Origin of the sequence: Macrococcus capreoli (assembly GCF_025628935.1) — a bacterium.
GTDB classification, from domain to species: Bacteria; Bacillota; Bacilli; order Staphylococcales; family Staphylococcaceae; genus Macrococcoides; species Macrococcoides capreoli.
Map to the genome: position 1 here is coordinate 66,323 of NZ_JAOTIS010000003.1, position 12,785 is coordinate 79,107.

Annotated in this window: 17 protein-coding genes; all 17 read right to left on the reverse strand. The window is 34.5% G+C overall.

Translation table 11 applies throughout. The features are described from left to right. Window positions 1–30: 30 nt before the first annotated feature. The 17 genes from OCL94_RS03185 to OCL94_RS03265 all read right to left on the reverse strand — a co-directional run bounded on the left by OCL94_RS03185 (window position 31) and on the right by OCL94_RS03265 (window position 12,784). Window positions 31–612, reverse strand: coding sequence for a DUF1405 domain-containing protein (locus OCL94_RS03185; protein WP_262994762.1), 582 nt, complete (start codon window positions 610–612; stop codon window positions 31–33). Between the two features lie 51 nt (window positions 613–663). Beyond that, window positions 664–1,452: a menaquinol-cytochrome c reductase cytochrome b/c subunit gene (locus OCL94_RS03190; RefSeq protein WP_262994507.1), complete on the reverse strand. Its 789-nt coding sequence runs from the start codon at window positions 1,450–1,452 to the stop codon at window positions 664–666. A gap of 32 nt (window positions 1,453–1,484) precedes the next feature. Beyond that, complete coding sequence (gene qcrB / locus OCL94_RS03195; RefSeq protein WP_086042577.1) at window positions 1,485–2,159, reverse strand: menaquinol-cytochrome c reductase cytochrome b subunit; 675 nt, start codon at window positions 2,157–2,159, stop codon at window positions 1,485–1,487. A gap of 11 nt (window positions 2,160–2,170) precedes the next feature. Further along, entirely contained in the window at window positions 2,171–2,674 is a 504-nt protein-coding gene (locus OCL94_RS03200; protein WP_262994509.1) for a QcrA and Rieske domain-containing protein, read from the reverse strand. A gap of 118 nt (window positions 2,675–2,792) precedes the next feature. Next, a complete protein-coding gene (locus OCL94_RS03205) occupies window positions 2,793–3,218 on the reverse strand; it encodes a YpiF family protein (RefSeq protein WP_262994511.1) in 426 nt (141 codons plus the stop codon). Continuing rightward, entirely contained in the window at window positions 3,208–3,765 is a 558-nt protein-coding gene (locus tag OCL94_RS03210; RefSeq protein WP_262994513.1) for a YpiB family protein, read from the reverse strand. The genes OCL94_RS03205 and OCL94_RS03210 overlap by 11 nt, the downstream gene beginning before the upstream one ends. Continuing rightward, window positions 3,766–4,980, reverse strand: coding sequence for a tetratricopeptide repeat protein (locus tag OCL94_RS03215; protein ID WP_262994515.1), 1,215 nt, complete (start codon window positions 4,978–4,980; stop codon window positions 3,766–3,768). Then, a complete protein-coding gene (aroA, locus tag OCL94_RS03220) occupies window positions 4,980–6,284 on the reverse strand; it encodes a 3-phosphoshikimate 1-carboxyvinyltransferase (RefSeq protein WP_262994517.1) in 1,305 nt (434 codons plus the stop codon). Before aroA ends, OCL94_RS03215 begins: the two co-directional genes overlap by 1 nt. Then, a complete protein-coding gene (locus tag OCL94_RS03225; RefSeq protein ID WP_262994519.1) occupies window positions 6,274–7,398 on the reverse strand; it encodes a 3-dehydroquinate synthase in 1,125 nt (374 codons plus the stop codon). Before OCL94_RS03225 ends, aroA begins: the two co-directional genes overlap by 11 nt. Next, window positions 7,399–8,556 (reverse strand): chorismate synthase, encoded by a 1,158-nt coding sequence (gene aroC / locus OCL94_RS03230; RefSeq protein ID WP_262994521.1) that lies wholly within the window; start codon window positions 8,554–8,556, stop codon window positions 7,399–7,401. It abuts the gene before it with no gap. A gap of 147 nt (window positions 8,557–8,703) precedes the next feature. Then, complete coding sequence (gene ndk, locus OCL94_RS03235) at window positions 8,704–9,150, reverse strand: nucleoside-diphosphate kinase (protein ID WP_262994523.1); 447 nt, start codon at window positions 9,148–9,150, stop codon at window positions 8,704–8,706. Window positions 9,151–9,223: 73 nt separating this feature from the next. Further along, the gene (gene hexs-b, locus OCL94_RS03240; RefSeq protein ID WP_262994525.1) at window positions 9,224–10,195 is read right to left on the reverse strand and encodes a hexaprenyl-diphosphate synthase large subunit; all 972 of its coding nucleotides are present in this window, start codon (window positions 10,193–10,195) and stop codon (window positions 9,224–9,226) included. A gap of 20 nt (window positions 10,196–10,215) precedes the next feature. Next, window positions 10,216–10,923 (reverse strand): demethylmenaquinone methyltransferase, encoded by a 708-nt coding sequence (locus tag OCL94_RS03245; protein WP_262994764.1) that lies wholly within the window; start codon window positions 10,921–10,923, stop codon window positions 10,216–10,218. Window positions 10,924–10,964: 41 nt separating this feature from the next. Continuing rightward, a complete protein-coding gene (locus OCL94_RS03250) occupies window positions 10,965–11,360 on the reverse strand; it encodes a hypothetical protein (protein WP_262994527.1) in 396 nt (131 codons plus the stop codon). Between the two features lie 119 nt (window positions 11,361–11,479). Continuing rightward, window positions 11,480–11,752: an HU family DNA-binding protein gene (locus OCL94_RS03255; protein ID WP_233681285.1), complete on the reverse strand. Its 273-nt coding sequence runs from the start codon at window positions 11,750–11,752 to the stop codon at window positions 11,480–11,482. Window positions 11,753–11,871: 119 nt separating this feature from the next. Continuing rightward, on the reverse strand, window positions 11,872–12,585 hold the full coding sequence (locus OCL94_RS03260; RefSeq protein WP_262994530.1) for a hypothetical protein: 714 nt from the start codon (window positions 12,583–12,585) through the stop codon (window positions 11,872–11,874). Continuing rightward, the gene (locus OCL94_RS03265; RefSeq protein WP_262994532.1) at window positions 12,578–12,784 is read right to left on the reverse strand and encodes a DUF2768 domain-containing protein; all 207 of its coding nucleotides are present in this window, start codon (window positions 12,782–12,784) and stop codon (window positions 12,578–12,580) included. The genes OCL94_RS03260 and OCL94_RS03265 overlap by 8 nt, the downstream gene beginning before the upstream one ends. Window position 12,785 lies beyond the last annotated feature (1 nt).

Below are 12,785 nucleotides of genomic sequence, written 5' to 3' on the forward strand. Positions count from 1 at the left end.
ACTAATATTATTTTATAAAAATGGTCAAAATTAATCAAATGTTATGTTCTTTTTGATTAGCAGATATAACAAACTAAAACAAAAAACTGTGAGCCAAAATGAAAAATAACCAATATGTTGTATATATTGACTTAACATACTATATACAGGATATTGCATATAAACATAATCAATCACATCATTATGGAATACCCATACAGCAGTCATCAATAAGTGCTTGATTTCAATTTTAAACAATGGGAAAAATAATAATGCCTGAATTGCCATAATCGCATGTGAAATGCACAACATCACACCTATGCCTGTTATTTCACCTAATTCAAGAAATGTAAAGATGTTCATTACAACTGCCCAGACCCCATATTTAATTAATGTAATAAACGCTAAGCATTCAACAATTTTAAAATGCTTATTTAATACGATAGCGATAAGTGCAATCACTAAAAATAACGTCGCAGTAGGACTGTCTGGAACGAATGGGGTAAAATACCATTCCGTTTCTTTCAACTGCCCCATATACCAATAGTAACCATAAATAGTACCTAATAAATTACACAAAATAATAAAAATCAAGAATGCTTTATTTTGTATCCAATAGTAGTATTGATCCATCATCCATCACCTCATAAAAAAAGAATCATCACAAGGATGATTCTTAAGTTATTATTTCTTAAGTGGTTTACCATTTTCGTCAGTTTCTTCTAAACCTTCGATAAATTTACCAACTTCTTTAATTTGTTCTTTAGTTAACGTATCTTTGAATGAAGGCATTGGTCCAGAACCTTTTTCAACAAAAGCTTCTACACCAGCCGCAGGTAAATTTAACTTAACTAAGTTAGGACCTGCACCACCTGTTAATTCACCACCATGACAACTTGTACAGTTTGACTTGATGATTTTTTCATACGTTGGATTTTTCTTATCTAAGTTTGTAAATACAATCTTACCTTGCATCCCTTGTTTCTTCCAATCATGATAATGTGAAGATTCCCAAGTTGTGTAGAAGATAACAGCAACAGCTAATAACATAAAGCCAGAAGCTAAAGGACGTTTAGTCCACTTTCTTTCCGGACCATTGTCTAACCAAGGTGCTAACATTAATGCACCAAATGCAATACCTGGCATTACGATTGCACCAAATGTGTTAAATGGACCCGATGCATAAGTGTACTTTAAGATTTGGTATAAGAATAAGAAATACCAGTCTGGTAATGGTGTGTAACCCGTATCCGACGGATCAGCAATACGCTCTAACGGTGATGGATGTGCAACCGTTAAACATAAATATGCTACTAAGAATACAGCACCTGTCATCCACTCTTTTAATAAGAAATCAGGCCAGAAACTTTCTGTTTTACCTGGAAATTCTGAATAATCTCGATTTAATTTCGGTTTCTCATATGATTTAATACGTGAGTCACCAACAAATTTCATCCCTTTACCGCGATGCATCTATATTACCTCCTTTTATAGTGTATTCGTGTTTATAGTGGCCCCGAAATACCTTGTTTTCTGATCATGATAAAGTGAGCTGCTAACAACGCGAATAGACATGCAGGTAAGAAGAATACATGAATAGCGAAGAATCGCGTTAATGTTTGTGCACCAACAATTTGTGGATCACCTGCTAATAATGTCTTAACCCAAGGCCCAATGAAAGGTACAGATTCTGCAATTTGTAAACCTACTTTTGTTGCAAATAGTGCTTTCATATCCCATGGTAATAAATAGCCAGTGAAAGATAAGCCTAACATAACAAAGAAAATTAATACGCCGACTAACCAGTTTAACTCACGTGGTTGTTTGTAACTACCCGTAAAGAATACACGAAGCGTATGTAAAAACATCATAACAACAACTAAACTTGCACCCCAGTGATGCATACCACGAACAATGACACCCGCAGCAACATCATGTTGTAAATAATACACTGATTTCCAGGCATTAACGATATCTGGTACATAATACATCGTCAAGAACATACCTGATAATACTTGAATTACTGTAATGAAAAACGTTAATCCACCAAAACAATATACGAATGCAGAAAAGTGATAAGCAGGGTTAACATGCTCAGGCACCTCATGATCTGCGATATCGCGCCAGATTGGTGTTATATCAAGTCTGTCATCGACCCAATCATAGATTTTATCGATCATTTTTTACCCTCCTATTTCACTAATTCATTTGGATGTTTTTTACCGATTGTTAACATTCCGCCTTTTTCGCCAGTTTCATACTGATCTAAAGGCCCAAGTGGTGGTGTACCCGGAATATTCTTACCATTTTTCTCGTAACGACCATTATGACATGGACAATAGAACTGATTCGGATTAGATTTATCACCATTCCATGAAACCGTACAACCTAAATGCTTACACACTGGAGATAATGCGACAATCTTTCCTCCATCTTTATAAACCCATGCAAATGCAGTTACTTCGCTCGTATACCATGCATCTTTTTGTTCGAATTTGAAGTCAACTTTCGTTGGTTCTTCTTTAATCTCCGAAACTTTTACGCTTGTTGTTATCATGTTCCCTGCTGCTCCAGACTTAAACACAGGATCTAACGCAAAGCGACCTAAAGGCATAACCATACCAGCAGCCATAAATGATCCAACTCCCATTAGGGAATAGTTTAAAAATTGGCGTCTTGTGACACGTTGGCTCATTTAATTTTCCCCCCTCTAACGCGATTCTTTTATATAAAATATACTAGGACATATCAATTTTAGCTTAATAACTCAGCTTGGTCAATAAGATGTCACAATTTATGTACTAAAATTGTCATTATTTATTCCACACTTGTATTATCGCTTTCATCAATGCTTTTATATTATCCTGAACGAAACTCTGCTTCATCTCATTATCTAAACTTTCGAGCGGTAAAATATTTATTTTATGCACATTTTCTTTTTCTAAATTAAACTTTTGTGGTGTTACAAAAATTAAATTTTTAAAACCAAATGAAACAAGTTGCGCTTCAGCTTGTGTTAACACTTGATGATCTTCAAATATTTGAATCGGTGGAATCACAAGTAAGCGACCTTTAAATTGTTGTTCAACACCCATTGTAACGTATTGAATCATTTCATAATGATCTGCAATATCGATAAGGTGTTTCGAGTAATCTACAGGTACAACTGGAATGATGACAGTGTCGATATATTCCAGCTGATCTTGTAGTGTCTTTAAATCTTGATGATTAAATAACATTGTTACGCTCCCTCTCTAAATCTTTCTTTAATTGAGTAAGTAAATTGAATCTTTTTTCCTGCTTATAGATTAATGTATTTTCAATCGCCATATTTATTTGATTCATTAAATAATCATATAGTTTTTTGTTTTGCAACAATGTAAATAAATCTAATTTTGAAGCAATGTAATCAAGTGTAATAAATTGCGCTTCGATTGTAAATAAGTCTATAGAATGCATGATTTCTTGTTGACATAAAGATTTAAATCTTGCATCTTCAAACATCATTTTTATATTTAATTCATCGCGGTTACTCAATAAATAATGAAAAATCACATCACTATCCGTATAAATACCATGCTTTAATATTAAATGGACTTTAAAGTTATTAAAGAGTATCAATTGATTATTGAATTGAGTTGACTGTTTAAATCGTAATGTATAAAGAATTTCATCTTTATCTTTCATAAGATTCAGCAACCATACAGTATTTTTATCGTGTATTTCGTAGTAATGCAATAGATACTTTAAAAATGCTCTGCGTGCTTCAATTAAATCGACTTGCATTTATGCCTCCAAATCTGCATTTGGATCAAGATGATGTATTAAAGTATAAAGTTGTTCGGCAAGTTTAATATCTGCAATTTCTCGTGCGTAATGATAATAATCTGTTAAGAATACAACATTATCTTTTAACACGTTATAACTTTCTGCATAGAAATGCTTTGCTTCTTTATCTTTCTCTAGTTGCTGATAGCTATATGCTAAATGCCACATGACGGTTGGATCTAAATCCTCTTCATCGATATATGTAAATAACTTAACAAGTTCTTCATATGCTTCTACTTCTCTGTAGTAATCAGCTAGTAATAGACCTGCTTCAACATAAGACGGATCAATCGTTAAAGCTTGAATTAAATAGTCAACACCTTTTTCGTTGTGCATTTTAATCATGATACGCCCAGTATCCACTAATAACTCTTTATAAAACTCATTTAAACTTAAACCTTTTTGACCTACAAGAATGGCATCATGATATTTGCGTTCACTTTCCAATAGGTTCACGAGCAATAAATAGGCCTGCATATAATCCGGATCTTTATCGAGTAACGTTTGTAACGTTTGAATACTACGCTCAATTCGGTCCGCCTTTTGATAACTGATGGCCATTTTGAAATAGTCGTCACTCAGCAAATCTTTATCATCGATTTTTTCATATTGCTCAACCGCTTCTTCATAATCTCCTGATTGCAATACACAATCAGCAATGCGGGATTGTATATTAACATTGTTGACACGATCAATTCCATTATTGATTAAATATTCATAATTACGTGCTGCTGGTAAATATTGTCCATCAAAATAATATAATTCTGCAAGTGCAAAACTAATAATTGGATCTTCACTAGATAATGTATATGCTTGTTTCACTTTTTCAATTGCAACCTCTAACATATCTTGCTGCTGATAAATATCTGCTTCAAGCATTAAACGCTCAACGGAAACAGGCGTTTTATGTAATACTACAATCGCTTTATCATGTTGATTGTCATCAATTAAACATTCGATGTAATAAGCCATGACGTCCGGTTCATCCGGATATAATTCAAAGAGTCTTGTAAATACTTTTAACCCTTGAGGATTTAATCCAAATTGTAATAATGTATCTCCGAGCTGGAATAATGCATCGTGGTCTTCAGTAAACAAAGCACTGTCAACCGATTCATCCAGATGTTCTAAATTTTGTAGATGGATCTGGTCTATCAATTGATAAATATCCATTAGTGTCCTCCTTGTAGTTGTCTTAAATCTTTCATAAATGAAGGGTATGAAACATTCACTGATTCTAAATGTTCAATATTAATCTCTTGTTCTTCTAATAAATTTGCAACAGCAAGTAACATACCGATACGATGATCATGAAAAGATGAACATTGTAAATTAATTGGCGCCTGCTTTTCCTGTCCATAAACAATCATACCATCTGTTCTAGCTTCTAAATGATAGCCGAGTTGGTTCAAACTTTCAACAACCTTATCGATTCGATTTGTTTCTTTTACTTTTAATTCTTCAGCGTCACTGATGACGCTTTTACCCTTCGCTTGTGTCATCAGTAAAGCGATAATAGGAATTTCATCGATTAAAGTCGGAATCAACTCCCCCGAAATATTTGTAGCATTTAATGCTTGTGTGTATTTTACTTCTATGTTACATATCGGTTCTGCACTATTAGACACAGGTGTTAGCTTGATATTGCCGCCCATTGCTTTAACAACTTCGATAATACCCGAACGTGTAACATTTGTACCGACGTTCTTAATGGTTATATGACTATTCGGAACAATTAACCCAGCTACTATAAAAAATGCAGCAGATGAAATATCACCTGGCACTTGAACATCAGTTGTTTGCAGATCTTCAACTGAGCGTTTCGGTAAATAAATGTAATCATCGTGCTGATCAATCTTGATACCAAACTGCTTAAACATTAATTCTGTATGATTACGAGAAGTGACCTGCTCTTTTACAAGCACGTCACTATGTGCATAAAGCCCAGCAAATAAAATGGCAGATTTAACTTGTGCACTTTTAACCTGCATGTCGTATTTAATCCCTTGAATTTCAATTTGATTGTTTCCACTATTGATGACAATAGGTGTTCGACTATTATTTCGACTTCCTTTAATATCTATCCCCATCGCTAGTAACGGTTGAATCACACGATCCATCGGACGCTTCGCAATGGAATCATCTCCACTCATTACTGTCATAAACGGCAACCCTGCTAATACACCAGAAAGTAATCGCGTTGTCGTTCCAGAATTACCTGTATCGAGTACTTGTGTCGGCTCAGTAAATTCACGATAACCTTTTGACTCAATGGTAATGTAATGCCGTGCATCATCAATGCGAATTGAAACACCAAGCTTTCGAAATATATTAATTGTACGCATGCAATCTTCACCTAATAACGGGTCAATGATACGCATACTACCTGTTGATAGACTCCCTAGTATGATAGCACGGTGCGTAATCGACTTATCTCCCGGCACAGTGATTTCACCGATTAATCCATTACTTTTCATAATAACAACTCCTTAATATGTTGACCCAACGGTTGAATGTTTGTTCTAATGTTGCATCATCAAACGATTGCATATGAAACACATCTTCTAAAGTGCCCACTTTTTGCTGCATCACAACAAATTTAATCGCTTCACTTTCATTTTTCTTATCTTTACGAAGCAATTGATAGTATTCATCATACGCAACAACGTTAATATTCGGATAACCAAGTTGTTTCAGCCAATGATAAAATGAAATGACCAGTTCATCTTCATAGCCACTTAATATGAGTGCGTACATCATACCATGCATTACTGCAATACCGTGTGGTAATTTATGCGTAAATTCTAACGCATGACCAAGTGTATGTCCGAAATTTAAAAACTTTCGTAAACCACTTTCAAGTTCATCACGCTCAACAACATTCAATTTCGTTTGAATGCCATAGGTTAACCATTTTTTTAGTTTTGCTTTATCTTTAAAATCCATAACAGAATTAAAGTCCTGCATCAATTTTTTCATATCAAGATTGTCGATAATGTTTGAATTGTTTAAAGTATATTGTCCGTTCAACATGACGTGCTTTAATATTTCTGCAAATCCACTCAATTGTTCAGTTGGACTGAGTGTATCAAGAAAATCAAGATCATATATAACGAGATCGGGACGTTTAAATGCACCGATTAAGTTCTTACCATGTTTTGCGTTTATTCCCGTTTTGCCCCCAATCGCAGCATCATGTGCAAGAATCGTCGTCGGCACTTGAATAAAGGATATACCACGTAATATACTCGCAGCAACATACCCCGTAAAGTCTCCGGTTGCTCCACCACCGATAGCCAATAAACAATCATTTCTCTTTATATTTTGTTCAAGTAATTGCTCTACGATTATTTCAAAGTTCCCGATCGTTTTAACCGCTTCACCAGACGGAAGCAATATTTTTTCCATTGCATAACGGTTTAAAAATGTATTAATTTTCATTTGATGTAAGTCATATACGCTTTCATCGATTAATGCAATGCATCGATGATATTTGCCAAAATCATAGTCAAATGATAAGGCGTTTTCCGCTATGATAATCTCGTAATTGGTGTTGTGTTGAGTATGTTGATAATTTGTTAAGAGTTTCATCTAGAACTCCTTAATATAGGCTTTATGACGTTCAATGTTCTCTTGCAATTGCATTAAATCATTTGATTGAAATTCATCTAATATTTCTTTCGCTATTTCAAAAGCGACAACATGCTCACAGACAATTGATGCTGCCGGCACAGCACAACTATCACTTCGTTCTATAGAAGCTTTATACGATTCTTTCGTGTTAATATCAACTGAATCTAATGGCTTATATAATGTAGGGATTGGTTTCATAACGGCATTGACAATTATCGGCATACCGTTTGTCATACCCCCTTCAAATCCACCAAGTTGATTTGATAATCGATAGTATCCTGTTTCATTATAAGCGATTGGGTCCTGAACAAGACTTCCTGGTAAATGTTTCATATCATTGCCTGCACCAAACGACACTGCCTTAAATGCATTGATGCTAATCACAGATTGTGCGACTTTACCATCTAACTTACGATCATAGTGAACATAACTACCTATCCCTGCTGGTACATTTTGTACGATGATCTGGACTTCACCACCGATAGAATCACCCTTTGACTTTGCATTATCAATTACATCTCTCATTTGCTGCGCAACAGCTTCATCCATACAACGCACGTCATTGTTATCGTTATGTTGTTTAATCTCCTCTATTTCATAATCATGATGATCTCTTGCACCACCAATTTCGACAACACGTGAGAATATTTCTATACCTAGTTGATTCAGTAATGCTTTGCATACAGCACCGACAGCTACACGCGCCGCAGTCTCACGGGCACTAGAACGCTCCAGTACGTTACGTAAATCACGATGTCGATATTTCATGCCGCCTACAAGATCCGCATGCCCAGGACGTGGTTTCGTAATGACACGCTTTATAGGTTCTGTATCATCTTTTGGATCCACACCCATAACCTTTAACCAGTGCTTGTGATCATCATTTGTAATCACTAGTGTTATTGGAGAGCCGAGTGTAATACCATGACGAACACCTGAAGTAATTTCAACCGTATCCTTTTCAATCTGCATACGACGTCCACGACCATAGCCACCTTGACGTTTAAATAGTTCCTGATTAATCATGTCACTTGTCAGTTCCATATTAGAAGGCATGCCCTCAATAATTACTGTCAATTTTGGTCCATGTGACTCCCCAGCTGTTAAAAATCTCAAATCAATCGCTCCTTCAACTTTATCATTACTAAATCTTATCAAATGTCAGCCATTTTCTCCAATTTAATATTTTATGATTTGTAATAAGCATAGAATTCAATAAAAAAGACAGCTACAAAAAATGAGTAGCTGCCAAAAGTTATTTAATTAGTACACCCAAGCTGATGTTACTAAATCATAAGCGATAATTTCTTCTTCTTTAAACCATAACGCGATTTCTTTTTCAGCAGAAGCAACTGAATCAGAACCGTGAATAATATTTTTACCAACTGTCATACCGAAGTCACCACGGATTGTTCCAGGTGCACTTTCAGCCGGATTTGTTTTACCAACTAATGTTCTACCGATTTCTACAACGTTTTCCCCTTCTAATACCATTGCAAATACAGGACCAGATGTAATGAAGTCAACTAATTCTCCGAAGAATGGTTTTTCACTGTGTTCTCCGTAATGTGTTTTCGCTAAATCTTCTGAAACCGTCATTAATTTAGCACCAACAATTTTAATCCCTTTATTTTCGATACGTTTTACGATTTCTCCTACCAGTCCTCGTCCAACGCCATCAGGTTTAATCATTAAAAAAGTTTTTTCCATCGTTTATCCCTACCTCTTTGTTTTTTTGTGTAGCCTAAAATATTTTAACATTGTAAGCGATTACTTTCAATTCCTAATATACACGATATAGCATTTTTTCATGTATTTCTAATAAATAAGATTTCTGCTCACAATCAGGTAATTGATTTAAATGGTATTTTGCTTTTTCAGCATATTGTTTACTTAAATGTTTCGTTGCTGCTATGCCATATGTACGAACATTTTCTATAATAAAATCAAATTTAGCTGTGTCTTGACGCTTGTTTAAATGCTTTATGATAGCTTCTAGCTCGTTTCTTTCAGGATTGTTGTCATTATGAATAGCTGCCATTAAAGGATACGTTATGTGGCCATTTCGTATATCACTGGCAACCGGTTTACCAAGTGTTTGTTCATCACTTATATAATCCAGCATATCATCAATTACTTGATAACTCATGCCGATATAATGCCCGAATTTACGAATATGAAAAAGTGTCTTCTCATCAACTTCAGTACTTAATGCACCTAACACACAACTTGCCTCAATCAATATCGCAGTCTTACGATTTATGCGTCGTAAATATTGCGTAAACGAAATTGGATATTGGAATCGATCCGCCATCTGATCAAATTCACCGTAACACACTTCTAATATTGTCTGGCTAAATACTTGGTGAAACTTACTACTGTCAATTATACCAATATTTGATAATGCTTTTGCCAGTAAGAAATGCCCTGTCCTCAGCGCGATAGCTTTATCAAAAGCTGCATGTACACTTTCGACACCACGTCGTTTATCACTATTGTCAATATAATCGTCATGTACAAGACTTGCCATATGTATTAATTCTAGGCTGACTGCTGTATTAATTAAGCACTCGTAATGTGTTGAATCACCCATTAAGCCAGATAATAATACAAACATCGGACGGACACGTTTCCCTCCCGATTGCAATGTATGCATACTTGCTTGTTGAATAATATTTGAATCACTTTGAATCACTTGATTCAATTGTTGTTCAACACGCGTAATATGAGGTTTTAAATATGACTTATAATTCATTGCAACCATCCATTTCTATATTATTTCAGTGGCTTTATCGCTTTATGCATCGCACTTACGCCACCTGTAAAGCCTTTAAATTTAATATGCGTAAATCCTACACCCGCCATTAACTTCGCTAAAGTGTATTTATCAGGGAAATCAAATGCAGATTGCTGAAGCCAGCTATATTCTTTCATTGATTTTGCAAACACTTTACCGAATAACGGCATAATATATTTAAAATAAACTGTATATCCTTGTTTGAACACAGGCATTGTCGGATGACTTGTTTCTAATACGACAATCATACCACCTGGTTTTAATACACGGTAAATTTCAGCTAATCCTTTTTCAAAGTCAGGTAAATTACGTAGACCGAATCCAATTGTCACATAATCGAACTGATTATTATCAAAAGGCATGTCCATCGCATTGCCATGAATCAAATTGATGTTGTCATACCCTTTTACTTTCGTCTTTGCTACTGCAAGCATATTTTCACTGAAGTCTAATCCTGTCACGTGACCATTCTTACCAACAGCTTCTGCCATTTGAATTGTCCAGTCTCCCGTACCACAACACACATCTAATGCTTTTGCACCTATTTTTACCTGCATTTGTTTCATCGTGTATTTACGCCATGCTTTATGCTGATTAAAACTAATAATATCATTTAATTTATCATATTTAGTTGAAACATTCTGGAACACATTATGTACCATTTCAGTTTTTTCTTCACTTGTCATTGGCTTAGTCATTTTTCTGCACCACTTTCATCTATGTATTATTACGCTTGAAATGGCGTAACAAATATATTGTTTATTTTATTTAATAAATGTTGATCTTTTGTTTCGGCATAAACTTGTTTTAATTCATTTTGCTCTGCTACACACGCTGTCAACAACTGAAAATGTTGTTCATGATACGGTGTTGCTAAATAACGGTAAAATAATGCACTGAGTAAATCTGTAGAAAGGACAAGACGATCTTTATTTGAATCGTTAACCATATCCTGCATTCGCATACTTGTGTCAATGGCAAGAATCGCACATTTCGTTTGTTCATCCACTTGCAATGCATTCGTTTGTCGTAATATTGATGTATCCACTTCAATCATTTCAAAATAAGGATAACGTCGCTGTAATTTATTAATATCATTTAAAAATCGTTCATAAAACGTCATGACCCGTACCTCAATTCGTTATTCTTTCACTATTATAACGTAATATTCAAAAAATAAAACAAGATTCACTTTATTCAGGCAAAAATAAAAAGCCCATAAAGGGCTTTTTATGCACACAATTATTTAACTGCGTCTTTTAATGCTTTACCAGCTTTGAATGCTGGAACTTTGCTAGCTGGGATATCGATTTCTTTACCAGTTTGTGGGTTACGCCCCTTACGAGCTGCACGTTCACGAACTTCAAAGTTACCAAAACCGATTAATTGTACTTTTTCACCTTTTGATAATGATTTTTGAATTGATTCAAAAACAGCATCAACAGCTAAACCTGCTTCTTTTTTAGTTAAGTTAGCACTTTCTGAAACCGCATTGATTAAGTCTGTTTTATTCATGTCAATTCACCTCCCATAGGTTATGTAAATGATACTAAAGTATCATTCTTAATTGACTTTAACATAATAAACGTTGTCACTGCAACGATTAACATAAAATTTTGAATAATTTTTTCTAATTATTGCTGTACAGTTTTAAAAACCGGCTCATTTTTCTCATTTATTGTATAAGGTACAGAATATGCTGGTAATACTGGTGAATCTTTGTAGAGGATTTCACGGATGTCTGAACCTTGTTTAAGTTTTAGTTTTTTATCGCTAATCGCCTTACCTAAGTCTAACGTATAATCAATTTTAAATTCGTTACCACCATTGATATAAATCGGTAAACTTTCATCACTATATGGGCTTTTTACAGTTGGATATTCTTTTAATCCATATTGTTTATAATCAATTTTGTATAAATTGGGCCCCACTTTTTTCCCTAGCGCTAACGTATCAGATTTTGTTTCTAATCGTATACGTAAATTTTTAAGCGCTTCAGAAGTACGTAAATCAATTAATTTAACAGTCGGATTTTTCTCAACATCCATTAAGACGTATTGATAATATCCACCCATTTCAAATGAACTGCCCGGTAACTGCGATAAATATTTTGGTTTTAACTTTTCGAAATCAATCGGATGTTTGACATACAAATCGTATGACATATCACGTTCTTTAATAGGCAATAATCCACCATTATCTTTTCGATAACTATCTACAGCCGTTTGTACCATCTTTAACTGATCTTCTGGCGCCACTTGATTTTGCGCCAATTCTTCTTTTGGATACATACATCCTGATAAGAATATACTAATCAGTGCAATTAAAATATAAATTTTTTTATCCATGACTAGAACCACCTAATACGACAAACATTAATAGTGCACTTAATATTAATGCAATATATGCTAATCCCGTAACAATAATATTTAATATTTTATTTTTCACTTTAAATCGCGCTACATAAATTAACATCATTGCTAATAACATGAGGCCTAATGAATAAAAAGACACCCACATTAAGTCCATTTTTGAAATATTGAACATA

What these genes read in the sequence shown, in the direction of transcription:
- OCL94_RS03185 (WP_262994762.1), bottom strand. Translation starts at nt 612, where the DNA reads ATGGATCAATACTACTATTGGATACAAAATAAAGCATTCTTGATTTTT.
- OCL94_RS03190 (WP_262994507.1), bottom strand. Translation starts at nt 1,452, where the DNA reads ATGCATCGCGGTAAAGGGATGAAATTTGTTGGTGACTCACGTATTAAA.
- qcrB (WP_086042577.1), bottom strand. Translation starts at nt 2,159, where the DNA reads ATGATCGATAAAATCTATGATTGGGTCGATGACAGACTTGATATAACA.
- OCL94_RS03200 (WP_262994509.1), bottom strand. Translation starts at nt 2,674, where the DNA reads ATGAGCCAACGTGTCACAAGACGCCAATTTTTAAACTATTCCCTAATG.
- OCL94_RS03205 (WP_262994511.1), bottom strand. Translation starts at nt 3,218, where the DNA reads ATGTTATTTAATCATCAAGATTTAAAGACACTACAAGATCAGCTGGAA.
- OCL94_RS03210 (WP_262994513.1), bottom strand. Translation starts at nt 3,765, where the DNA reads ATGCAAGTCGATTTAATTGAAGCACGCAGAGCATTTTTAAAGTATCTA.
- OCL94_RS03215 (WP_262994515.1), bottom strand. Translation starts at nt 4,980, where the DNA reads ATGGATATTTATCAATTGATAGACCAGATCCATCTACAAAATTTAGAA.
- aroA (WP_262994517.1), bottom strand. Translation starts at nt 6,284, where the DNA reads ATGAAAAGTAATGGATTAATCGGTGAAATCACTGTGCCGGGAGATAAG.
- OCL94_RS03225 (WP_262994519.1), bottom strand. Translation starts at nt 7,398, where the DNA reads ATGAAACTCTTAACAAATTATCAACATACTCAACACAACACCAATTAC.
- ndk (WP_262994523.1), bottom strand. Translation starts at nt 9,150, where the DNA reads ATGGAAAAAACTTTTTTAATGATTAAACCTGATGGCGTTGGACGAGGA.
- hexs-b (WP_262994525.1), bottom strand. Translation starts at nt 10,195, where the DNA reads ATGAATTATAAGTCATATTTAAAACCTCATATTACGCGTGTTGAACAA.
- OCL94_RS03245 (WP_262994764.1), bottom strand. Translation starts at nt 10,923, where the DNA reads ATGACAAGTGAAGAAAAAACTGAAATGGTACATAATGTGTTCCAGAAT.
- OCL94_RS03250 (WP_262994527.1), bottom strand. Translation starts at nt 11,360, where the DNA reads ATGACGTTTTATGAACGATTTTTAAATGATATTAATAAATTACAGCGA.
- OCL94_RS03255 (WP_233681285.1), bottom strand. Translation starts at nt 11,752, where the DNA reads ATGAATAAAACAGACTTAATCAATGCGGTTTCAGAAAGTGCTAACTTA.
- OCL94_RS03260 (WP_262994530.1), bottom strand. Translation starts at nt 12,585, where the DNA reads ATGGATAAAAAAATTTATATTTTAATTGCACTGATTAGTATATTCTTA.
- OCL94_RS03265 (WP_262994532.1), bottom strand. Translation starts at nt 12,784, where the DNA reads ATGTTCAATATTTCAAAAATGGACTTAATGTGGGTGTCTTTTTATTCA.